21 protein-coding genes are annotated in these 22,375 nt (G+C 63.2%); 8 read left to right on the top strand and 13 right to left on the bottom strand.

Annotation, left to right across the window (positions count from 1 at the left end; all coding sequences use genetic code 11):
• Positions 1 to 1,698 (bottom strand): pseudouridine synthase, encoded by a 1,698-nt coding sequence (locus AC5J09_RS16135; protein WP_494297994.1) that lies wholly within the window; start codon positions 1,696 to 1,698, stop codon positions 1 to 3.
• Between the two features lie 74 nt (positions 1,699 to 1,772).
• Here AC5J09_RS16135 and AC5J09_RS16130 point away from each other — a divergent pair, with 74 nt between their 5' ends.
• On the top strand, positions 1,773 to 2,222 hold the full coding sequence (locus AC5J09_RS16130; RefSeq protein WP_100669311.1) for a nucleoside deaminase: 450 nt from the start codon (positions 1,773 to 1,775) through the stop codon (positions 2,220 to 2,222).
• Positions 2,223 to 2,274: 52 nt separating this feature from the next.
• On the opposite strand, the gene AC5J09_RS16125 is transcribed toward AC5J09_RS16130, so the two are convergent.
• The 6 genes from AC5J09_RS16125 to AC5J09_RS16100 all read right to left on the bottom strand — a co-directional run bounded on the left by AC5J09_RS16125 (position 2,275) and on the right by AC5J09_RS16100 (position 8,812).
• On the bottom strand, positions 2,275 to 2,754 hold the full coding sequence (locus AC5J09_RS16125) for a GNAT family N-acetyltransferase (protein WP_018094345.1): 480 nt from the start codon (positions 2,752 to 2,754) through the stop codon (positions 2,275 to 2,277).
• 62 nt (positions 2,755 to 2,816) lie between these two features.
• A complete protein-coding gene (locus AC5J09_RS16120) occupies positions 2,817 to 3,437 on the bottom strand; it encodes a hypothetical protein (RefSeq protein WP_018094344.1) in 621 nt (206 codons plus the stop codon).
• A gap of 132 nt (positions 3,438 to 3,569) precedes the next feature.
• Positions 3,570 to 6,479: an isoleucine--tRNA ligase gene (gene ileS / locus AC5J09_RS16115; protein ID WP_494297993.1), complete on the bottom strand. Its 2,910-nt coding sequence runs from the start codon at positions 6,477 to 6,479 to the stop codon at positions 3,570 to 3,572.
• Between the two features lie 283 nt (positions 6,480 to 6,762).
• The gene (locus AC5J09_RS16110) at positions 6,763 to 7,746 is read right to left on the bottom strand and encodes a bifunctional riboflavin kinase/FAD synthetase (RefSeq protein ID WP_100669315.1); all 984 of its coding nucleotides are present in this window, start codon (positions 7,744 to 7,746) and stop codon (positions 6,763 to 6,765) included.
• 13 nt (positions 7,747 to 7,759) lie between these two features.
• Positions 7,760 to 8,608 carry a TIGR01459 family HAD-type hydrolase gene (locus AC5J09_RS16105; protein ID WP_411921929.1) on the bottom strand — a complete coding sequence of 283 codons (849 nt, stop codon included), beginning with the start codon at positions 8,606 to 8,608 and terminating at the stop codon, positions 7,760 to 7,762.
• 63 nt (positions 8,609 to 8,671) lie between these two features.
• On the bottom strand, positions 8,672 to 8,812 hold the full coding sequence (locus AC5J09_RS16100; protein ID WP_157813643.1) for a hypothetical protein: 141 nt from the start codon (positions 8,810 to 8,812) through the stop codon (positions 8,672 to 8,674).
• Between the two features lie 246 nt (positions 8,813 to 9,058).
• Here AC5J09_RS16100 and groES point away from each other — a divergent pair, with 246 nt between their 5' ends.
• The gene (gene groES / locus AC5J09_RS16095) at positions 9,059 to 9,355 is read left to right on the top strand and encodes a co-chaperone GroES (RefSeq protein WP_011970827.1); all 297 of its coding nucleotides are present in this window, start codon (positions 9,059 to 9,061) and stop codon (positions 9,353 to 9,355) included.
• Between the two features lie 75 nt (positions 9,356 to 9,430).
• A complete protein-coding gene (gene groL, locus AC5J09_RS16090; RefSeq protein ID WP_010968823.1) occupies positions 9,431 to 11,068 on the top strand; it encodes a chaperonin GroEL in 1,638 nt (545 codons plus the stop codon).
• Positions 11,069 to 11,264: 196 nt separating this feature from the next.
• Here the strand turns inward: groL and AC5J09_RS16085 are convergent, their stop codons facing one another.
• From AC5J09_RS16085 to hisS, 5 genes are all read right to left on the bottom strand, one after another.
• Entirely contained in the window at positions 11,265 to 12,491 is a 1,227-nt protein-coding gene (locus tag AC5J09_RS16085; RefSeq protein WP_324763001.1) for an NAD(P)/FAD-dependent oxidoreductase, read from the bottom strand.
• A 78-nt stretch (positions 12,492 to 12,569) separates the two neighbouring features.
• Positions 12,570 to 13,277, bottom strand: a complete 708-nt coding sequence (locus AC5J09_RS16080; protein WP_324763000.1) for a glutathione binding-like protein — start codon at positions 13,275 to 13,277, stop codon at positions 12,570 to 12,572.
• 120 nt (positions 13,278 to 13,397) lie between these two features.
• Positions 13,398 to 14,093 carry an ATP phosphoribosyltransferase gene (hisG, locus tag AC5J09_RS16075; protein ID WP_324762999.1) on the bottom strand — a complete coding sequence of 232 codons (696 nt, stop codon included), beginning with the start codon at positions 14,091 to 14,093 and terminating at the stop codon, positions 13,398 to 13,400.
• Positions 14,090 to 15,229 carry an ATP phosphoribosyltransferase regulatory subunit gene (locus AC5J09_RS16070; protein WP_494298915.1) on the bottom strand — a complete coding sequence of 380 codons (1,140 nt, stop codon included), beginning with the start codon at positions 15,227 to 15,229 and terminating at the stop codon, positions 14,090 to 14,092. The genes hisG and AC5J09_RS16070 overlap by 4 nt, the downstream gene beginning before the upstream one ends.
• 5 nt (positions 15,230 to 15,234) lie before the next feature.
• Positions 15,235 to 16,749 carry a histidine--tRNA ligase gene (gene hisS, locus AC5J09_RS16065; protein ID WP_324762998.1) on the bottom strand — a complete coding sequence of 505 codons (1,515 nt, stop codon included), beginning with the start codon at positions 16,747 to 16,749 and terminating at the stop codon, positions 15,235 to 15,237.
• A gap of 232 nt (positions 16,750 to 16,981) precedes the next feature.
• On the opposite strand from hisS, the gene AC5J09_RS16060 reads away from it, so the two are divergent.
• From AC5J09_RS16060 to AC5J09_RS16050, 3 genes are all read left to right on the top strand, one after another.
• Entirely contained in the window at positions 16,982 to 17,407 is a 426-nt protein-coding gene (locus AC5J09_RS16060) for a hypothetical protein (protein WP_275596693.1), read from the top strand.
• A 75-nt stretch (positions 17,408 to 17,482) separates the two neighbouring features.
• Positions 17,483 to 17,869 carry a CopM family metallochaperone gene (copM, locus tag AC5J09_RS16055; RefSeq protein ID WP_324762997.1) on the top strand — a complete coding sequence of 129 codons (387 nt, stop codon included), beginning with the start codon at positions 17,483 to 17,485 and terminating at the stop codon, positions 17,867 to 17,869.
• A 420-nt stretch (positions 17,870 to 18,289) separates the two neighbouring features.
• Positions 18,290 to 19,747 carry an NCS1 family nucleobase:cation symporter-1 gene (locus AC5J09_RS16050; RefSeq protein ID WP_324762996.1) on the top strand — a complete coding sequence of 486 codons (1,458 nt, stop codon included), beginning with the start codon at positions 18,290 to 18,292 and terminating at the stop codon, positions 19,745 to 19,747.
• 72 nt (positions 19,748 to 19,819) lie between these two features.
• Here AC5J09_RS16050 and AC5J09_RS16045 read toward each other — a convergent pair whose 3' ends face one another.
• The gene (locus AC5J09_RS16045) at positions 19,820 to 20,455 is read right to left on the bottom strand and encodes a DNA-3-methyladenine glycosylase I (protein ID WP_324762995.1); all 636 of its coding nucleotides are present in this window, start codon (positions 20,453 to 20,455) and stop codon (positions 19,820 to 19,822) included.
• A gap of 288 nt (positions 20,456 to 20,743) precedes the next feature.
• Here AC5J09_RS16045 and AC5J09_RS16040 point away from each other — a divergent pair, with 288 nt between their 5' ends.
• Together AC5J09_RS16040 and AC5J09_RS16035 are read left to right on the top strand one after the other, a co-directional pair.
• Positions 20,744 to 21,484 (top strand): L,D-transpeptidase, encoded by a 741-nt coding sequence (locus tag AC5J09_RS16040; RefSeq protein ID WP_494297992.1) that lies wholly within the window; start codon positions 20,744 to 20,746, stop codon positions 21,482 to 21,484.
• A gap of 183 nt (positions 21,485 to 21,667) precedes the next feature.
• Positions 21,668 to 22,363, top strand: a complete 696-nt coding sequence (locus tag AC5J09_RS16035; RefSeq protein ID WP_100669341.1) for a L,D-transpeptidase — start codon at positions 21,668 to 21,670, stop codon at positions 22,361 to 22,363.
• The last annotated feature ends 12 nt before the right edge of the window (positions 22,364 to 22,375 follow it).

Below are 22,375 nucleotides of genomic sequence, written 5' to 3'. Positions count from 1 at the left end.
CTACTTCCCCCTGCCCTGCGGCCCCTTGCCCGGCGGCTTACCGCCGCCCGGACGACCGCCGGGCTTGCCTCCGGCCGGTCTGTTGCCGGCGGGTTTTCCGGCACGCGGGCCGGACGAGCGATGGGCGGCCGGCTTTCCCGAAGCCGGTTTTCCAGCAACCGGTTTGCCGCCGGCGTTCGCACGTGGCCGGTCGCCGGCGAAGCTCTTCTTGCCGTCGCTACGCGGCGGCCGAGCGTTCTCCTTGCGTCCTTCGGACGAGATGCGGTCGTCGGCCGGGCGGGCCGCTCGCTCGCCGCTGGGCCGGCGCGGCGGGCGGTCGCCATGGTCGCGGGATTTCCGCTCCGCGCTTTCGAGCGGTCGACGCCTCTCGAAGCCGCCGGCACCTGCGGCATCCTTGCGGCCGGCGGATTTACCCCCCTTGCCCTGGCGTTCCGCATCGAAGCCGCCCGCTGCTTTCGCCGCAGCGTCCTTCGGCCGGTCGCGCCGTTTGCCTTCCGCAGGCGCGCGCCGCGCCGCCTTCGGCGACAGCTCGTCCTCCGCTGCCTTCGGCTTTTTCTCTACGGTCGGACGCGCACCCGGCGCCATCCAGACGTTGGAAGAGCGGTTGCGCCGGACCGGCGGGCGCACCGGACGCTCCTCCGGCTTACCGCGGCTGCGGCCGCGTTCATTCGGGCGACCATCGTCGCGTCGGGTATCGAGACGGGCAAGAGCACGCTCCCGCTTGTCCTCGGCCTTTTCGCGCTTGTTGCCCCATTCCGCCTTTGCGTGGTTGGCGGGCTCCGCTTCAGGCTCGGCAGCAGCCGGCTGATCGTTATAGATCGGCGCGTCGAAATTCGCCTTGGCATCGGCGATCAGCCGAGGCCCCAGCTGCTCGCGCAGCGTGCGGCCGCGTATTTCCTGAACCTGACCGATCGGCAGCTCGCCAAGCTGGAACGGACCGTAGGAGATGCGGATCAGCCGGTTGACATCGAGGCCGAGCGCGCCGAGCACATTCTTGATCTCGCGGTTCTTGCCTTCCCGCAGGCCCATGGTGATCCAGACGTTCGAGCCCTGCACCCGGTCCAGCGTCGCCTCGATCGCTCCGTAGAGAACGCCTTCGACCGCGATGCCCTCCTTCAGACGGTCGAGCGCCTCCTGATCGATTTCCCCGTGCGCCCGCACGCGGTAGCGGCGCAGCCAGCCGGTCGACGGCAACTCGAGCACGCGGGCAAGCCCGCCGTCGTTCGTCAGGAGCAGCAGGCCCTCGGTATTGATGTCCAGGCGGCCCACCGACAGAACGCGCGGCAGATCCTCGGGCAGGTTCTCGAAAACCGTCGGACGGCCTTCCGGATCGGCATTGGTCGTCACGAGGCCGCCCGGCTTGTGATAAAGCCAGAGCCGTGTCCGTTCGATGCCGCGGATCGGATGGCCGTCGACCTCGATCCTGTCGGCAAGGGTCGCATTGACGACCGGCGTGTCGAGCACGACGCCATTGAGGCTGACCCGCCCTTCCATGATCATCCGCTCGACGTCGCGACGCGAGGCGACGCCTGCGCGCGACAGGATCTTCGAGATGCGTTGCGGCTCGTCCGCACCGGCGGGCGCTGCCGGACTGTTGCCGGCTGCCCGTGCCGCAGGCTTCTCGCTGCCGGAATGAGGTTTCTTGTCGCGACCCTTGGCCTTGCCGCCGGGCCTCGTGGGCTTGTCTTTGGATGTCATTTGTGTTGCCTGCCTTTTGCGGCTGTCCTATCAGGTCGTAGGCCGTGGGTTAAGAGGAAATTATCGAACGAACGATGGCAGAAACGGCACGCTTCATGCAGGCGGCCCTTCAGGAGGCCCGAAAGGCGGCGGCACGCGGCGAAGTGCCGATCGGCGCCGTCATCGTGCTCGACGGCAAGATGATCGCCGCGGCCGGAAACCGCACCCGCGAACGCAGCGACATCACCGCCCATGCGGAGATCGAGGCGATCCGCCAGGCGGCGGCCGCCGTCGGCGACGAGCGTCTTTCGGGAGCCGATCTCTATGTCACACTCGAGCCCTGCACCATGTGTGCGGCTGCGATCTCCTTCGCTCGCATCCGCCGCCTCTATTATGGCGCGGAGGATCCCAAAGGCGGCGCGGTCGACAACGGCGTCAGGTTTTATGCTTCCCCCACCTGCCACCACGTGCCGGATGTCTATTCCGGTCTTGCCGAGCGGGAGGCAGCCGACATTCTGCGCGAATTCTTCGCCAGCCGACGTTAAAAATCACCTCGGGGAAAACTGTGTTGCGATTTCCCCGGGACCGCGTGAAGTGTCAGTCCGCTGCGAACGCTTCCAATCCCTTGCCGGCGAGCCGGTAACGCGTCCATTCCGACATGGGCTCCGCCCCGACGGCCTCATAGACGCGGATGGCTGGCTCGTTCCAGTCGAGCACGCTCCATTCGAAGCGGCCGCAGCCTTCCGCGACTGCCGTCCGCGCCAGATGCTTCAGGAGCGCCTTGCCGGCGCCCGAGCCCCGAAACTCCGGCGAGACGTAAAGATCCTCCAGATATAGTCCCTTGCGCGCCTGCCAGGTGGAATAGCTGTAGAACCAGACGGCAAAGCCTGCGGGCTTGCCGTCGGCCTCGCAGATCACGGCGCGCGCGACGGCATCGGCTCCGAAGAGCGACTCGTGCACGCGCTCGACAGTCGCCTCGACCTCGTGCGGCGCCTTTTCATAAGTCGCGAGTTCCGTGATGAAACGGAGGATCGTCGCAGCGTCACCGGGAAGGGCATCGCGAATGCTGATAGCCATGGCTTTGGACCAATTCTAAAACTTGGATGCGAACGGAGCCGCACGCAGTTTCTCATTCCGCTCTAAAACGGCCAGTACCACTTGCTTCCGGAGTTCTTGATCTGCGCCTCCTTCTTGCGGCGGCGCGCCTTGTCCTTTTCGGGCTCTCCGAGATCGGCTTCAGCCCCCTCCGGCAGTCGACGGTATTCGAGCGGCGGATCGCTCAGGAAACGGCGCTTGTCCGCATAGGCGCCCTGCTCGATCTTTCGCGCCTCGCGATAGGCCTCCTGCTGTTCCTTGGCGGAAAGACGGCGGCCGTTGGCATTCGCTTTTGCCAGCGGCGAGACGTAGTTGGGATCGTTCTTGTTGGCGTCCGCCTCTTCGCGCAGACGCGCGCGCGTCTCCTCGGGAGACTCGACCCAGGCCGGGTTGGCCTCGCGGCTTGCAAGCGACTGCTGCGGCTCGACCAGAGCGGTCTGCTGCTGTTGCGGCGGCAGCACCAAACCGGGGCGCGGCTGATACTTGACCGGATCCTTCTTCGCGGGAGCGAGGCTGACCGCGCTGCCTAGATCGTCGAGCAAATGCTCGCCGGCCGTCTTGTCCGTTCCGTAGGTCGGGCCGCCGATGCAGCCGGAAAGCACCAGACCTCCCGCCAGGATGGCGGCAATGCCGGCGGCCGCTCGCAACTCTCGCGTCATTCCCATGAGATTCCTTCCAGCCGGCCGCGCGTCGCTAAAACGGCCATTCAGCGCCCCATGGCGGAAAAATCCGCCAAATTTCGGGCAGGTTTTACCGGATGAAGAGCCTGAACGCAATTCACCCGGTAAACCGATCGATTACGGCTTGAAGCCGAGCTCCCGCAGGGCGGCCGCGTCGCGCGCGGAGACGTCCGGATAGAGCGGATCGGAGCCGACATCGGTGGTGATTCGCCAGGAGCGGGCGCATTTGCGGCCCTCGGCGAGTTTCGGTACGACGCTGACTTTCGCGACGTCCGGCAGCCTGAACGCATCCTCCGGGCCCTCGCCCCCGTCGACTTCGATCCCCGAGGTGATGCAGATCTCGGCGAAGTCCTGGCCGTTGAGCGCCTGGAGCAGATCCGGATCGGCGACATGGACGACCGGCGCCGCCTCCAGCGAAGAGCCGATGCGCTTTTCCTTGCGCTCGATCTCGAGCGCGCCGGTCACCACCTTGCGGACTTCGCGGATCTTCCGCCACTTCTCGGCAAGCGCGTCGTTCCGCCATTCCGCCGGGACCGTGGGGAACTGTTCGAGATGCACGGAAACGACTTGCGGGTTGCGCGAAAGCCAGGCCTCCTCGGCGGTGAAGGGCAGCATGGGTGCAAGCCAGGTCACCAGGCAATCGAAAAGGGTGCGGATGACCTGCAGGGCCGCGCGGCGGCGCAGCGACGACGGCGCGTCACAATAGAGCGCATCCTTGCGGATATCGAAATAGAAAGCCGAGAGTTCGACATTCGAGAAATCGATGAGCGCCCGGGCGATCCTCTTGAAGTCGAAGGCGTCGTAGCCTTCGCGCACCAGCCGGTCGAGTTCGGCAAGACGATGCAGCATCAGCCTTTCGAGTTCCGGCATGTCGGCAAGCGCTACGGCCTCACCCTTGTCGTGGGCGAGCGTGCCGAGCATCCAGCGGATCGTGTTGCGCAGCTTGCGGTATGCATCGATATTCGTCTGGATGATGGTCTTGCCGAGGCGCTGGTCTTCCCAATAGTCCGTCGTCATGACCCAGAGGCGCAGGATGTCGGCGCCGGCATCCTTCATCACCTCCTGGGGCGTGACGGTATTGCCCTTCGACTTCGACATCTTCTCGCCCTTCTCATCCATGGTGAAGCCATGGGTGATGACGGCGTTGTAGGGCGCGCGGCCGCGCGTCGCGCAGCTTTCGAGCAGCGAGGAATGGAACCACCCGCGGTGCTGGTCGGAGCCTTCGAGATAGACGTCGGCCGGCCATTTCAGGTCCGGACGGTCCTCCAGCGTGAAGGTGTGGGTCGATCCGGAATCGAACCATACGTCCAGGATGTCCGTGACCTGGTGCCAGCGGGCATGGTCGTGGTCGTTGCCGAGAAAGCGCTCTTTCGCGCCTTCGGCGAACCACGCGTCCGCTCCTTCCTTCTCGAAAGCGTCGAGGATGCGGGCATTGACCTCGTCGTCAACGAGGATTTCGCCCTCGTCGTCGGCGAAGATCGCGATCGGCACACCCCAGGCGCGCTGGCGCGAAAGCACCCAGTCGGGGCGCTGTTCGATCATCGCCCGGAGACGGTTCTGGCCGGCGCCGGGCACGAAACGGGTTTCGTCGATCGCGTTCAACGCGCGCGAGCGCAGCGTCGTGCCGTCGCCGAAATCCTTGTCCATGGTGACGAACCATTGCGGCGTGTTGCGGAAGATGACCGGCTTCTTCGACCGCCAGGAATGCGGATAGGAATGCTTCAAACGGCCGCGCGCGAAGAGCGCGTGACGGCCGATAAGGGCCTTGATGACGCGGTCGTTGGCGTCGCCCTTCTTGCCCTTGTCGTCTATGACGCGGCCGGCGCCGCCTTCCGCATCCGGACCGAAGCCGGGCGCATCGGCAGTGAAATAGCCGGCATCGTCGACCGGGAACGGGATCGTGGACGAGATGCCGCGTTCCTCGAGGACGCGCACATTGTCCATCCACGCTTCGAAGTCTTCGCGGCCATGGCTGGGTGCAGTATGGACAAAGCCGGTGCCGGCATCGTCGGTGACGTGCTCGCCGTCGAGAAGCGGCACGTTGAACGCATAACCGCCACCCAGGCCGTGCAGCGGATGGGCGCACGTAATCGCGGCCAGATCGGCCGCCTCCACATCGCGCACGAAGTTGAAGGTGACCTTCGCCTTTGCGGCCGACTCTTCCGCCAGGCGCTTGGCGAAGATCAGCTTCTCGCCCGGCTGCGGGCCGTAGTCGTTCTCGGCGGTCGCGACTTCATAGAGCCCATAGGCATAGCGCGACGAGTAGGCGATCGCACGGTTGCCCGGGATCGTCCAGGGGGTCGTCGTCCAGATGACGACGAAGGCGCCGGCAAGCGCATCGGGGCCTTCGGTCACCGGGAACTTCACCCAGATCATATCGCTTTCGACGTCGGCATACTCCACCTCGGCCTCGGCCAGTGCGGTACGCTCGACGACCGACCACATGACCGGCTTGGAGCCGCGATAGAGCTGACCGGACTTGGCGATCTTCATCAGTTCGCCGGCGATGCGTGCTTCCGCGTGGAAGTTCATCGTGGTGTAGGGGTTTTCGAAGTCGCCCTCGATGCCGAGGCGCTTGAACTCCTCGGTCTGAATCCCGATCCAGCCGCTTGCGAATTCACGGCATTCCTTACGGAACTCGTTGACCGGCACCTCGTCCTTGTTCTTGCCTTTCTCGCGGTACTTCTCTTCGATCTTCCATTCGATCGGCAAACCGTGACAGTCCCAGCCCGGCACGTAATTGGCATCGAAGCCGCGCATCTGGAAAGAGCGGTTGATCACATCCTTGAGGATCTTGTTCAGGGCGTGGCCGATATGGATGTTGCCGTTGGCGTAGGGAGGGCCGTCGTGCAGGACGAACTTCTCGCGGCCGGCAGCGGACGCGCGGAGCTTTTTGTAAAGCTCCATCTTCTGCCAGCGGGCGACGGTCTCCGGCTCCTTCTGCGGCAGGCCGGCCCGCATCGGAAAGTCCGTCTGCGGCAGGTAAAGGGTGGAAGAATAGTCGGTCTTTTCAGCGGTCTCGGTCATGGTTTTCGCATTCGTCTTTTCCGCGCGGGGCAGTCACGCAGGCGGAAGGGTTCGGTAATCTCGAAGATGATGGGGGCGTTGAAACGCCGAAATCCCGGACCTTCCGGCGCAGCCTAGAGCGCGCGGAAAGCCGGGCCAATAATTCGCTGATCGACGATCACTCGATGGAACCGGGTCATTATGGCCGGTTCTTTAAGGCGTTTTCCGCCTTTTGAAAAGGGTCCGCCGGCCGCACATGTCCGAAATCTTTGACGCATCGGGTGGCGTAAGGCCCTGCCGCCGCTCAGGCGAAATTGAGCCTGCGGTCGATCTCGCTCAGGGGCTGAACGCCCGCAAGCAGCGCGCGCGCCTCGCTCTCGTCCTTGCGCATCTGGACCATCAATGGCTCCAGACCGTCGAACTTGAGTTCGTCTCGCAACCGGCCGAAGAAGGATACGGCGCAGATCTCGCCGTAGAGATCCGCGGAGAAATCGAAAACGAAGGTCTCCAGCAAGGCTTCGCCGTCGCTGTCGACGGTCGGGCGACGGCCGAAGCTTGCGACACCGTCATGGAGCGACCCGTCCGCCCTCCGGAAACGCACCGCATAGATGCCGCTTTTCAGCTCCGCCTCGGGCGGCAGGCGCATGTTCGCGGTCGGATAGCCGAGCGTGCGGCCGAGCTTCTTGCCGTCGATGACTTCGGCTTCGACCGTATAGCGATAGCCAAGCAGCCCGGCCGCGTGCGAAACGTCGCCCTCGGCCAGCAGGGAGCGGATGAAACTCGAGGAAATGACGGCGGCGTTTTCGTCGCGGAATGCATCCACAAGCGTCACGCCGAATCCCTCGCGCTCCCCGGCCGCCATCAGGAAGGCCGGCCCGCCTTCCCGCCCCTTGCCGAAATGGAAATCGAAACCGGTGACGACATGGGAGGCGTGCAGCCATTCGCGCAGGATGCTATGAATGAAGTCGGAGGCCGAAAGCTCCGAAAAGCTCCGGTCGAAAGGATATTCGATGACGGCACCGAATCCCATTCCCTCGAGTATGCGGGCTTTCAGCGGTGCCGGGGTGAGGCGGAACACCGGCGCGTCGGGCCGGAATACGGTACGCGGATGCGGCTCGAAGGTGAGCACGAGCGCCGGAACGGCCCGCTTCACCGCCTCCTCCAGCGCGCGGTTCAGCACCGACTGATGGCCGCGATGCACGCCGTCGAAATTGCCGATCGCGACCACACCGCCGCGAAGATGTTCGGGCAGCGGATCGCGGGTCTCGTTGCGGTGAAAAACGGTCATGCCGATCGTCCCGTCATGCCAGCCGCGGCATCCACCATTTCGGCTGCGCCCCATTCTGCCTCAGGAAGGCCATGAGCCTCGCTTCGTCGGTGCGGCTTTCGTGCATGTATTCCTGCGCATGGATGCCCGCGCTGATGTAGAGCAGGTCGAAGCCGGCATCCTGCGCACCCTTGACGTCGGTCGGCATCCCGTCACCGATGGCGATGACGCGCGAAAGATCGAAATTACCCCTGGCGGACTTGGCCTGCGCGAGAGCGGCCTGATAGATCGCGATATAGGGCTTGCCGGCAATGCGGGCCTCGCCGCCGAGCTCTTCATAGAGTTTGGCGATGGCACCGGCACAGGGGATGAGCCTATGCCCGCGCTCCACGACAAGATCGGGGTTGGCGCAGATGAACGGTATTTTCCGCTTGGCGAGCCCCGTCAGCGTCGCGCGGTAGTGCTCGGGCGTCTCGGTCTCGTCGTCGTAGAAGCCGGCGCAGACGATCGTCTCGGCCTCGTCGGCGGATACGATCTCGGTGCCGAGCCCTTCGAGCAGCGGCAGATCCCGGTCGGCTCCGATGAAGAAGATGCGTTTGTCGGCCGCCGCAATCAGCGCCTGCGTCACGTCGCCGGAGGTCACGATACGGTCATAGGCTTCGTCAGGGACGCCGAGGCCGCGGATTTGCACCGTAACGCCCGGATGCGGCCGGGGTGAATTGGTGATGAGAACGACGGTCAGCCCCTGGGCGCGCGCCTCGGCCAGCGCTTCGCAGGCGGATGCAAAGGCTTGAATGCCGTTGTGAAGCACGCCCCAGACGTCGCAAAGGACCACGTCGTAACGACCGGCGATTTCCCGAAAACTGTTGATCCTGACGGCCATGCTGGCTTCCTGCAAACTCGGCTTTCCGGCTGACATCGCAAGGAAGGGGCAAGAATACAAGCCTCACGCCGAGAAAAACGCGGCACTTCCCAAGGATTTTAAAGCAATTCCAGGAAGCGGCGCGTCGAAGCTCAGGTCGGTTTTGCCGGCACGCATGGCGATGCGCTTGAATTCCTCGCGTGGCGACTGCGCGGTCTCCGGCATGTTCCTTTGGCAGGAAACGGATCCTGCAGTCTCGCCTCTTACAGGATGAGATAATCAAACAAGCCGCGGCGGGGGCCCGGCGCTGTCAACGATCGCGGCCGGCAAAAAATCTCGGAACCGATCCTTGACTCATTTCACGGCCACCCTTATCTCGGCTGGCGCTAGCACTCACTTGATAAGAGTGCTAACACCCATCCGGCGGGTCCATTCGCGACCCGCAGTGTCATTTGATCGAGGGATTAGACAATGGCAAGCACCAATTTCCGTCCGCTGCACGACCGCGTTGTCGTCCGCCGCGTCGAGTCTGAAGAAAAGACCAAGGGCGGCATCATCATTCCGGACACCGCTAAGGAAAAGCCGCAGGAAGGCGAGATCGTGGCTGTCGGTTCGGGTGCCCGCGACGAAAGCGGCAAGGTTGTTCCGCTCGACGTCAAGGCCGGCGACCGCATTCTGTTCGGCAAGTGGTCCGGCACCGAAGTCAAGATCGACGGCGAAGACCTTCTGATCATGAAGGAAGCCGACATCATGGGCGTCATCGGCTGATCGGCCGGCACCCCTTCAAATTCCGTAATTTGAAACCGGACCAGTTCCGGAGTTTCGAAACCAGGAGCTTTCAAAATGGCAGCTAAAGAAGTCAAGTTCGGCCGCAGCGCGCGCGAAAAGATGCTGCGCGGCGTCGACATCCTCGCCGACGCAGTCAAGGTGACGCTCGGCCCGAAGGGCCGCAATGTCGTTATCGACAAGTCGTTCGGCGCGCCGCGCATCACCAAGGACGGCGTTTCGGTCGCCAAGGAGATCGAACTCGAAGACAAGTTCGAGAACATGGGCGCCCAGATGGTCCGCGAAGTCGCTTCGAAGACCAACGACATCGCCGGTGACGGCACGACGACTGCAACCGTTCTCGCCCAGGCGATCGTTCGCGAAGGCGCGAAGGCCGTTGCCGCCGGCATGAACCCGATGGACCTGAAGCGCGGTATCGACCTGGCTGTCGCCGAAGTCGTCAAGGACCTGCTCGCCAAGGCCAAGAAGATCAACACCTCGGACGAAGTCGCCCAGGTCGGCACGATCTCGGCAAACGGCGAAAAGCAGATCGGTCTCGACATTGCCGAAGCGATGCAGAAGGTCGGCAACGAAGGCGTCATCACGGTTGAAGAAGCCAAGACTGCCGAAACCGAGCTCGAAGTCGTCGAAGGCATGCAGTTCGACCGCGGCTACCTGTCGCCCTACTTCGTCACCAACCCGGAAAAGATGGTCGCCGACCTGGAAGACGCTTTCATTCTCCTGCACGAGAAGAAGCTCTCCAACCTGCAGGCGATGCTCCCGGTTCTCGAAGCCGTCGTTCAGACCGGCAAGCCGCTCCTCATCATCGCTGAAGACGTCGAAGGCGAAGCACTCGCAACGCTCGTCGTCAACAAGCTGCGTGGCGGCCTGAAGATCGCTGCCGTCAAGGCCCCGGGCTTCGGCGACCGCCGCAAGGCCATGCTCGAAGACATCGCCATCCTGACGGGCGGCACGGTGATCTCGGAAGACCTCGGCATCAAGCTCGAAAGCGTCACGCTCGACATGCTCGGCCGCGCGAAGAAGGTTTCGATCACCAAGGAAAACACGACGATCGTCGACGGTGCCGGCCAGAAGTCCGACATCGAAGGCCGCGTCGCTCAGATCAAGGCCCAGATCGAAGAAACCACCTCCGACTACGACCGTGAGAAGCTGCAGGAGCGCCTTGCCAAGCTCGCCGGCGGCGTCGCCGTCATCCGCGTCGGCGGTGCGACGGAAGTCGAAGTGAAGGAAAAGAAGGACCGCATCGACGACGCCCTCAACGCGACGCGCGCTGCAGTTCAGGAAGGCATCGTACCGGGCGGCGGTGTTGCCCTGCTGCGTTCTTCCGTCAAGATCACCGTCAAGGGTGAAAACGACGATCAGGACGCCGGCGTCAACATCGTTCGCCGCGCTCTGCAGTCTCCGGCCCGTCAGATCGTCGAAAACGCTGGCGACGAAGCATCCATCGTTGTCGGCAAGATCCTCGAGAAGAACACCGACGACTTCGGCTACAACGCCCAGACCGGCGAATATGGCGACATGATCGCCATGGGCATCATCGACCCGGTCAAGGTCGTTCGCACCGCGCTTCAGGACGCAGCCTCGGTTGCTTCGCTGCTCATCACCACCGAAGCCATGATCGCCGAACTGCCCAAGAAGGACGCTCCGGCAATGCCGGGCGGCATGGGCGGAATGGGCGGAATGGACATGATGTGATAAGGCGACAGCCTTAGCACGATCCATCCGGATCCGAAGGGCGGCTCTCGAGCCGCCCTTTTTGTTTTATAATGCCGGAGCGCATGCGGCCGCGCTGGAGCATTTCAATGTTTCATGGAAACACTGAAATGTTCTGACCCTTTGGTCCAACGCATTTCCGGACGGAAAATCGTTACACACTTCTCCTGGAAGTGCTCTAAGTCAGCAATGCCTTCAGATCGACCTGCGGATTGGCGAGCAGCACACGGTCCGGCGTGGCGCCCGCCTCGAGAAGCTTCTTTCCCGTCACATAGGCCTTGGCGTCGTTGATAGCATCGACGGCGACCAGCTTGCCCTGGCGGAAATACCAGACCGAGACGCTGCCCTCGCGCTGGCCCTGGCGGACGAGCGTTTCGTCGTGGCCGAGGCCGAAGCCGGCAATCTGCAGTTTGACGTCGTACTGGTCGGACCAGAACCAGGGCTTCGGGTCGTAGGGTTCGGTGCTGCCCGCGAGAACCGCGGCAACCGCTTCCGCCTGGTCGACGGCATTCTGCACGGATTCGAGGCGGATGCGCATGCCGTCCCACGGCAGGACGGCGCAGTCGCCCATGGCGAAGATCGTTGGATCTGAGGTCCGGCCGTGGCTGTCGACGACAATGCCGTTTGCGGTTTCGATGCCGGCTTCGTGCGCCAGCGCATCATTCGCCGCCACGCCAATGCCGACGATCACGATATCGACGGGAATGACGGAGCCGTCGGAGAGTTCCGCCGCCGTAACGCGGCCGTTGTCGCCGATCAGACGATGGAGCCCTGTGCGTTCACGTATATCGACGCCGTGCGAGCGGTGAATTTCGCGGACGATCGCCGAGGTGGCGCCGGAGGCGACACGCTGAAGGATCCGGTCGGCCATTTCGATGACTGTGACCTCGAGCCCCGTGGTCCGGGCAACCGCCGCAGCCTCGAGGCCGATGTAACCTCCACCGACGACCAGCACCCGCCGGCCGGGCTGCATCTCCTCTGCCAGCCGGTCGGCATCCCGGAAATCGCGCACGACGAAAACGCCCGCGAGATCGCCGCCCGCCGCAGCCGGCAGCCGACGCGGCGTGGCGCCGGTCGCGAGGGCAAGCGTCTCATAGGCAAGTTTGGAGCCATCGCTGAGCGTCACGCGTTTGGCGGCGCGATCGATCGCCGTCGCGGCGGTCGAAAGACGTATGTCGACCTCGTGCTCCGCATACCAGGGCTCCGGCCGGTAAAGCAGGCGATCGAGGGTCATTTCGCGCAGCAGATATTTCTTGGAGAGCGGCGGCCGCTGGTAGGGCAGGCTCGCTTCGGCGGCAACCACGGTGATCGGACGCATGTCCTTGAGGGCGCGAAGCTTGGCGACCAAAGCGAATGCGGCTTGACCGCCACCGACAACAACAAGTCTTCCCGACACCTGCTCCATCCGTCTCAATCGTCTCTGCCCATCGCTATCCTCCCGGCCGGCACCCGGTCAATCTCCGGCGGAGGCCCCCGCCCGAAACTACTCCTTGCGCGGGATCTCCATGCCCTTTTGGGCGGCGGGGCGTGCCAGGCCGCGATCCACCCAGTCCATGACGTTCGGGAAGCTCTTATAGTCGAGCACCTCGGCGCCGCCATAGAATTTGCGAGCCCCTTCCACCCAAGGATAGGTCGCGATGTCGGCGATGGTGTATTCGTCCCCCATCAGCCATTGACGGCCCTCGAGCCGCGCTTCGAGGACGCCGAGAAGACGCTTCGCTTCGTCGCGATAGCGCTGAACCGGATAGGGGTTGTTGGCGACCTTGTCGGCGGCAAATTTGAAGAAATGGCCGAACTGCCCGAACATCGGTCCGATGCCGCCCATCTGGAACATCACCCAGCACAGCGTCTCGTAACGGCGGGCCGCATCCGCTGGGAGAAGCTTGCCGGTCTTTTCTGCAAGATAGATCAGAATCGCGCCGGATTCGAAGAGGCCGATCGGCTTTCCGTCGGGTCCGTTCGGATCGATGATCGCCGGAATGCGGCCGTTCGGATTGAGCGACAGGAATTCGGGCGACTTCTGCTCGTTGGTATCGAAGGAAATGCGGTGTGCCTCATAGGCCAGGCCCAGTTCTTCGAGCGCGATCGAGACCTTAACGCCGTTCGGCGTCGGGAGCGAATAGAGCTGGATGATATCGGGACTTTTCGCCGGCCAGCGAGCCGTGATCGGAAACGAGGAAAGATCAGCCATGACGGATGCCTCTAGGTGGGAAATCGAAAGGGTGTCTGCCGCCCCAACATAGGGAGCGTCGGTTGCATTTGTCAGGGTCGAAGGCAAATTTGCCGGTCTTCACCTTCGCCGTCCTCGCGCTCAGAGCACGGCCTGCACGGCAGCAACGATCCGGCCGATCACCGGATTGCCCTCGTGGGCGGCCTTGCGCGCCCGCACGAGGCAGGCCTCGGAGCGCAGGATCACGCCGTCAGAAAGGATCTTCAGATGGTTGGCCTTGAGCGTCGAGCCCGTCGAGGTGATGTCGACGATGATGTCGGCGGAGCCGGACGCGGGCGCGCCTTCGGTCGCTCCCAGGCTCTCGACGATGCGGTAGAGCTGGATGCCGTGGCTGCCCGAGAAGAAATGCTGCGTCAGACGCCAGTATTTGGTGGCGATCGCAAGCCGGCGGCCATGGCGGGCGCGGAAGTCCGCCGCGACATCGCCGAGGTCGGCCATGGTGTCGACGTCGTACCAGATCTCGGGTACCGCGACGACCACATCGGCGTGACCGAAGCCGAGCCGGGCGGCGAAGTCGACCCGGGTGTCGGCGTCCGCCAGGCCTTCGCGCACGAGATCCTCGCCCGTGACGCCGAAATCGACCGCGCCGCTGCCGATCTCACGGGCGATTTCCGAGGCGGACAAATAGGCGATCTCGACGTCGGCCCACCCTTCAACGCGGCCGCGATAGGACCGGTCGCTGCCGACTGCCGCAATCTTCATTCCGGCGCGTTCGAAGATCGCCGAGGCCTCATCCTTCATTCGCCCCTTGGAGGGCAGCGCAATGGTGACGGTCATTCCGCCCTCCCCGCAGCGATCACCTGTTCTATCCGGTCGAGCCAGAGGGAAAAGCCGACGGCCGGAATATGCTCGCGGGCACCGAGCAAAGTCAAAAGGCGGTCGAACCGGCCGCCGCCGGCGAGCACCGCCGGCGTGCCTTCGACCCCGATTTCGAAGACGAGCCCGGTGTAGTAATCAAGCGGCCGTCCGAAGGCGGCGCGGTAACGCATCAGGCCGGGATCGGCGCAGGTCCTTGCAAGCGCGGCCACGCGCGCGTCGAAAAGCGCCAGCGCATCATCGATCTTCAGGCCCGCCTTGCCGGCGAAGCGGTGGAGCGCCGCCGGAGCATCGGCGAGCGGCAGATCGAAAGCCAAGAACGCGCGCATGACGCCGAGCGCCTCCTTGTCCAGCCGGGTGGCGGCGAGTTCGACTTTTTCCTTCAGGCGCCGCGCTATATCGCGGGGCGAGCGGCTCGCATTGGTCGAATAGCCGGTCGCCTTCATCGTCTCGCCGATATGGGCGACGAGCCGCTCCTCGTCCTCGAGCATGCCGAGCGACGCGACGCGCTCGACGTCGTGACCGAAGACGCCGGGCGACTTCGGATCGGCGAGCGCCGCCAGGAGCCGTTCCAACTGCTTCTGATCGCCGAAGGCATGGATGAGGCGCTTCTGCCAGCCCCCGGGCAGGCCGCATGCGGCAATCACCGCTTCGAACACCGACTGGTCGCCGAGCGTCACGTTCAGCCGCTCGCCCGGCAACCGGTTGGCGAGAACGAACATAGCGTCGCCGACCACGCGGGCGTCGGCAGCGGCCGTATCCGGATCGCCGAGGTCTTCGATGCCCGCCTGGTAGAATTCACTCGATCCTTCGCGGCGCTGCCGGAACACCTCGCCCAGATAGGCGTAACGCTGCGGCGTGCCGGTTGCGGTCTCGATATGGCGGAGGCAGACGGGAATGGTGAACTCGGGGCGCAGGCAAAGGCTCTCGCCGGTCTCGCTCTCGGTCATGAAAATGCGCCGGCGCAGATCTTCGCCGGCCATGTCGAGGAAAGGCTCCGCCGGCTGGATGACCGGCGTATCGACGCGCAGCGTGTTCCGGCGCTCGAAATCTGCGAGAAGGTCGCCGGCAAAGGCGGGAAGATTGATCAGAGGCATTGCGGTCAACCCGCCCTTTTCCGGTCCTCGGCCTGTTCCGCCAGAATTTCGCGCACCTTCGCGACGAGTTCGCCTTCCGGGACGGAAACCTGCGCGACACGCGCCTCGCGCCAGGCGACATTATCCTCGATTTCGCCCGAAAGGCGCTTGCCTTCGATCAGGTCCTTGATCTGCACAACGCCGGAGGCGCGCTCGTCGCCCCCCTGAATCACGGCGATCGGCGATCCGCGACGGTCGGCATATTTGAGCTGGTCGCCGAAGTTCTTCTTGTTGCCCTGGTACATTTCGGCGCGGATGCCGGCATGCCGCAGATCCTGCACGAAGCGCTGGTAACGCCCCATGCTTTCGATATCGCGATCCATGACGCAAACGACAACCGGAGCGGTGACCTGTTCGGCGCCCAGCTTGCCCAGATTCTTGAGTGCCGTCATCAGCCGCGACACGCCGATGGAGAACCCGGTCGCCGGTACCGGCTGTCCCATGAAGCGCGACACGAGGCCGTCGTAGCGGCCGCCCCCGCCGACGGAGCCGAAGACGACCTGCTCGCCCTTTTCATTGGTGACGGCGAACTGCAACTCCGCTTCGAAGACCGGGCCGGTATAATATTCGAGGCCGCGCACGACGGAGGGGTCGATCTTGATGCGGTCCGCCTCGTAGCCGGCGCTGAGTACAAGGCTGCGGATCGTGTTCAACTCGGTGACGCCCTCGGCGCCGCGGGCCGTTCCGGCGACGAGCGCCGCCAGATCGTCCGCGCTGCTCGCATAGTCCGTGATCCCAACGAAGAAAAGGATCTTGCCGATCTGCTCCTCGTTCAGCCCGGCGCCCTTGGTGAAGTCGCCGCTCTCGTCCTTGCGCCCTTCACCCAGCAACAGCCGCACGCCTTGCGGACCGAACTTGTCGAGCTTGTCGATGGCGCGCAGCACCGTCAGCCGCGTATTCGTCTGCTCGACTCCGCCGAGACCGATCGCCTCCAGAACGCCGTCGAGTACCTTGCGGTTGTTGACGCGGATCACGTAATCGCCGCGGGCAATGCCGAGCGCCTCCATCGTGTCGGCCATCATCATGCACATTTCGGCATCGGCCTGTACGCCGGCGGCACCGACCGTATCGGCATCGAACTGCATGAACTGGCGGAAGCGGCCCGGGCCCGGCTTCTCGTTGCGGAAAACGTAACCGGCGCGATAGGTACGATAGGGAAGCTGGATTTCGTTGAAATTCTCGGCCACGTGACGTGCGAGAGGCGCAGTCAGATCGTAGCGCAGGCTCAGCCACTGGTCGTCGTCGTCGGTCAGCGAAAAGACACCTTCATTCGGCCGGTCGCTGTCGGGCAGGAACTTGCCGAGCGCGTCGGTATATTCGAAAAGCGGCGTCTCCACCGGATCGAAGCCGTAACGTTCGTAAACTTCGCGGATTTTCGCGATCATCTCGTCGACGGCGCGAATGTCCGCGGCCGACCGGTCGACGAAGCCGCGCGGCAGGCGTGCCCTGAGCTTCTGCGTTTTCTTCTGTTTTTCATTCATTGAAAGCATTCCGGACTTCAAGCTTGGTCGGTGCCTTCCCTACCGGATCATGGCAGGGGCGGCAAGGGCGGCGACAAGCCGCAAGACCGCGCGCGTGCGGCCTTGCGGAACATTGCGGCGTTGCATGCGTTCCTGCGCGAACGGCCCGATCACAATGCCGTGATTGTATATCTCGCAATTTACGCGTATAGGTTACGCAGCAGATCGAGGGCGACTTTGGGGACTGAGCGATATGCTGAACTTCATGACACCGGGATCCGGATCCATAAAACCTTTGAGTCCGGAGACGCACAGAGCCTGGACCCGCCGCGTCTCGCAGGCGGGTTGCCTGGTGGAGCCATGGCGCTGCGACCTTTCCAGCGGCGCTTTCATGATAGGTTCCAAAACCGCTGCCCTCCTCGGTCTGCGGCGCAATCCCTGCGGCATCGTCGACCTCGTCAGGGCCTATGACAGAGGCGACCGGTCCACGATCCTGAACATTCTGGAACAGGCGACGGAAAGCTCCTCGTCCTTCTGCTTCTCGACCACCGTCCGCGGCGTAACGGGACATCCTTCGCCACTCTATTGCATCGGCAATTCGACGCTTACGGACGAGGGCGCAGAGGGTTCGCTCGAAGGCGTGTTCGCCCTTCCGGATAGCGACAATACGGACGCCTGACGGCGCGTGCCAATTTCCATCATCTTTGCATTTTGTCCGCCCCTGTGAGCGGCGGACTCGATGAAAGGAAACGAAATGGTCCTCAAACGATCTCTGTCTGCCCTGTTTCTCGCCGCTACGCTCGCTGCTGTTCCCGTGCTGGCGCAGGAAACCGACCACGGCAGCATGCATCACGGTTCGGCAGAGAGCGGCGCGGCGGGTGACGCGTCCCCGTCGAGCAAGGCCTTCGCCGAGGCGAACGCCAAGATGCACAAGGACATGGACATCGCCTTCAGCGGCAATGCCGATCTCGATTTCGTACGCGCCATGATCGCTCACCACCAGGGAGCGATCGACATGGCGAAGGTCGAGCTCGAACACGGCAAGGACGAAGCGATCCGCAAACTCGCGGATGACATCATCAAGGCCCAGGAAGCAGAGATCAGGATGATGAAGGAATGGCTGGCCCGCAATGGCGGCTAGATCACGATGCTTTTAGGTCAGGTCGACCTAAAAGCATGAACGTGATCGATTCCAAGAAGAGCGGCACGCGGGCGGCGCACAGTTTTCCTCATTCCGCTCTAAGGCCTGTTGAGTTTCGGGCCACCGGCCGCGCTTGCTTGATTTCCTCATTCCTGTGCTCGTCACAGGAATCCAGCCAGACCAAGTCCTTGGCTGAAAAAACGCTTCCCGCGCCGCAGACGCGGCGCTGCTGGATCCCTGTGACAAACACAGGGATGAGGGTGGAGAGGATGCAACCTCCGATACGTTTCCTACAGCGCCGCGCGTCTTAATGAGGCGCGCAAAGGTCGCTATAGCACTCTGAGCACGCAGCGATATTGACAGCGGGCGGCAAGCTCCTCTTCCATAGGCACAGGTGCCATGACGTCAAGAGGGGAAACGATGACGATACCACCCGGTGCATCTCCACAATTGTATAACGAAGACCTCGCGCCCGCCAAAGAACGCAACTGGGGCGCATTCTCCATTTTCAACGTCTGGACATCGGACGTGCACAGCCTGTGGGGCTACTATCTTGCCGCCAGCCTGTTTCTCTTCTGCGGCAGCTTTATGAACTTTCTCCTGGCGATCGGCATCGGCTCGCTCATCATCTTCTTCCTGATGCAGCTTGTCGGCGTTGCCGGCGTGCGCACCGGCGTGCCCTTCCCGGTCCTGGCCCGGGCGTCCTTCGGTATCTGGGGCGCGAACTTCCCGGCAATCGTCCGCGCCATCGTCGCGTGCTTTTGGTACGGCGCCCAGACGGCGGCAGCCTCGGGCGCCATCGTCGCGCTGCTTGTCCGCAATGAAAGCCTGCTTCAGTTCCACCAGTCGAGCCACATGCTCGGTCATTCCACCCTCGAACTCGTCTGCTACGTCGTCGTTTGGGGTCTTCAACTGCTGATCATCCAGAACGGCATGGAGACGGTTCGAAAGTTCCAGGACTGGGCCGGTCCAGCAGTCTGGGTGATGATGCTGCTGCTTGCGATCTATCTCGTCGTCAAGGCGGGCGGCTTCTCGTTCAGCCACACGATCCCGATGGACGTGTTGCTTGAAAAGACCAAGAATGCCGGCGTGCCCGGCGTACCGGGGTCGCTCGCCGCACTTGGCGCAGTGGCGGCGATCTGGGTGACCTATTTCTCCGCGCTCTATCTCAATTTCTGCGACTTCTCGCGCTACTGCCCGAGCGAACGGTCGCTGAAGGTCGGCAACCTCTGGGGCCTGCCGGTCAACCTCATCCTGTTCTCGCTGGTCGCCGGCGTTACAACCATCGCCGCCTTCAATGTCTATGGCGAGGTGCTGCTGCACCCCGACCAGATCTCGGCCAAGTTCGACAGTTGGTTCCTGGCGCTGCTCGCCGCACTGACCTTCGCGGTGGCGACTCTCGGCATCAACGTCGTCGCCAACTTCGTCTCGCCCGCCTTCGACTTCGCCAACGTCTTTCCCAAGCACATCGACTTCAAGAAGGGTGGCTATATCGCGGCGCTGATCGCCCTCGCGCTCTATCCATTCGCGCCTTGGGAAGGCGGGGCCGCGCACTTCGTCAACATGATCGGTAATACGATGGGCCCGATCTTCGGCGTCATGATGGTCGACTACTACCTCATCCGGAAGGGCCGCGTGGATGTGGAGGCGCTCTACCGCGAACACGGCGAGTTCCGCTTCGAGAACGGCTGGCACGTCAACGCGCTGATCGCCGCCGGCATCGGGATCGTCTTCTCCTCGATCCTGCCGGGGCTTACATCCGTCATGCCGGCATGGTGGGGCGTCTACGGTTGGTTCTTCGGCGTCGCCATAGCGGGTGCGATATACTACGCGCTCCGCTCCTTCAAATCGGCCAGGCCATACCCGGCCCAACCCTAGTAATTTACCTGCTATCAGCGAACATCGCCCTCCCATTGAATGGGAGGGCGATGCTCTTGCCGGATGCGGCAATCAGGCCGCCGGACGTGCGAAGCGCCGGCGCAGGTCCTCTATCGGCGCGCGGCAGAAGCAGCCCTCGATATGGTCGTTGACGAGGCCCATCGCCTGCATGAAGGCATAGACGGTGGTCGGGCCGACAAAGGTCCAGCCACGCTTCTTCAGATCCTTCGAAATCCGCACTGAGGCCGGCGTCGTCGGATTGGCGATGAGGGTCTCGAAATCGACGATCTTCGGACGCTCGCTTCCATCGGGCTCATGCGACCAGAAATAGGCCGCCAGCGAACCGAATTCCGCGCGCAGCTCCTTCGCCCGGCGGGCATTGTTGATGGTCGACACGATCTTGCCGCGATGGCGAACGATGCCGGTATCGGCGAGGCAACGCTCGACGTCCTCCTCGCCGAACTCGGCGACCTTGTCGAAATCGAAGCCCGCAAATGCGGCGCGAAACGCATCGCGCTTTCTCAGGATCGTCAGCCAGGAGAGGCCCGACTGAAAGCCTTCGAGGCATATCTTTTCGAACAACCTGTGATCATCGGCGACCGGCCGGCCCCATTCTTCGTCATGATAGCGGCGGTAATCCTCCAGATTGCCGTGCCAGGCACAGCGATCAAGGCCGTCTTCCCCCGTAATCAAGCCCCTGGCTGCCATTTCGCCTCTCTCCATCGTTTCTCTTTTGTTCCATTTACCATTTGCAAACCACATCGATAAAGAGGCGAATAACCCTACCCAAAGCTTTATTGCCGAGGCCGCCCTTGAGCGCCGCACCGTTTACGGTTCGGTTGCGGACAGATGAGAGCATCGCGCCATTGCCGGAGCGCTGCAACGCGCATGCGATTTCCCCAGAGCTCCGCCCCACTGAATTGAACGCAAGGGCCTTGGCGGGACAACTCACCCGGGCTCCTCCAGATTGTTCCGGCCAAGTAGCGAGTCCGTCCGATGCTGAAAAAATCCCTTTGTTTTGCCGCATGCTTCTTTTCGATCCTTTCCGGGGTTGCAGGCGCACAGGATCGGTATCAAAACCGTCCGCCTGTCATCGTCAGCCCGGATCTGACCGCCCCCTGGGTGATGCAGCTGACGGGCAAGCGCGTGGTCTATCGCCAGCAGGTTCCCACGACCACCCGAAAGCGGGTCGAGCGGCGCGAGCTCAGCCGCCGCCCCCCCAACGCGGCCGTTCAGCCAGCCTCGATCGCGCGCAGACAGAAGCCGGCAAAGTCGAGAATCGATCCACAGTTCCTCCCGCAGATGGTCGCTTACGAGACGAAGGAGAAGCCCGGGACCATCGTCATCGACACCAACAACCGCTTTCTCTATCTCGTCACCGGCAACGGCGACGCGCGGCGCTACGGCGTCGGAGTCGGCAAGCCGGGCTTCGAATGGGCGGGAGAGCACAGGATCACGCGCAAGGCCGAGTGGCCCAACTGGACGCCGCCGCAGGAAATGATCGCGCGTGAGGCAGCGCGGGGCCACTATCTACCGGCCCGCATGGACGGCGGACCGGAGAATCCGCTCGGGGCTCGCGCCATGTATCTGGGCTCGACGCTCTATCGCATCCACGGCACCAATGCACCCTGGACGATCGGCTACGGCGTTTCCTCCGGCTGTATCCGCATGCGTAACGAGGACGTGGTCGATCTCTATGAGAGAGTTAAGGTCGGCACAAAAGTCGTCGTGATATAGCGACCATGGATGCACAATACTTCTTTTCCCTCTTCATCGCCGCAAACCGTGGTTTTGAAGCAACAGATGTTCCCTCAGATACAAGTCTCGTCGAAATCGTTGCACTATAGAATGTATCGCGGGCGCCCACTTGCGGTTAAATCGCGTGGCTTGCTTGCAACGAGGGTTCAGAGGGAAATCGTAATGAGACGTCATGTCACGGGGATGGCCGCGCTTGCAGTTGCGGCCGCTGCTCTTCTTGTCTCCGGAAACGCTTCGGCATTTACTCCGGCCGATACTGTCGGCGCGGGCGTAAAAAGTTCCGACATCATTCAAGTCGCCAAGCAGAAGAAGCCGCCTCAGAGATACTGGCGCACCAAGGTGCGCTTCCGCACGGACGAGGCTCCCGGCACCATCATCGTCGATACCAACAGCAAGTATCTTTATTACATCGACGGCCCGAACCGGGCGACGCGCTATGGCATCGGCGTCGGCCGCGACGGCTTCGGCTGGTCCGGTGTCGTCAAGGTTGGCCGAAAGGCCGAATGGCCGAGCTGGACGCCGCCGGCCGAGATGCGCGTGCGCGAGAGAGCGAATGGCCGCATCCTGCCGATCACGCAGCCCGGCGGCATCGACAATCCGCTCGGCGCCCGCGCGCTCTATCTCTACAAGGGTGGCCGCGACACGATCTTCCGTATCCACGGGACCAACCAGCCCTGGACCATCGGCCAGAACATGTCCTCGGGCTGCATCCGGATGATGAACGAGGATGTCGAACACCTCTATGAGCGCGCCGGGATCGGCACGAAAGTCGTCGTCATCGGCCCCGGCAGCAAGCCTGGCGACACCTATTTCGACGATCGCGGCGTCGACATTTTCCGCACCATTTTCGGCGGCTGACGGCGGCACTGG

It is taken from the genome of Sinorhizobium sp., assembly GCF_059070375.1.
The sequence above is the reverse complement of the archived record's forward strand: the minus strand, read 5'-3'. Positions and strand labels throughout refer to the sequence as shown.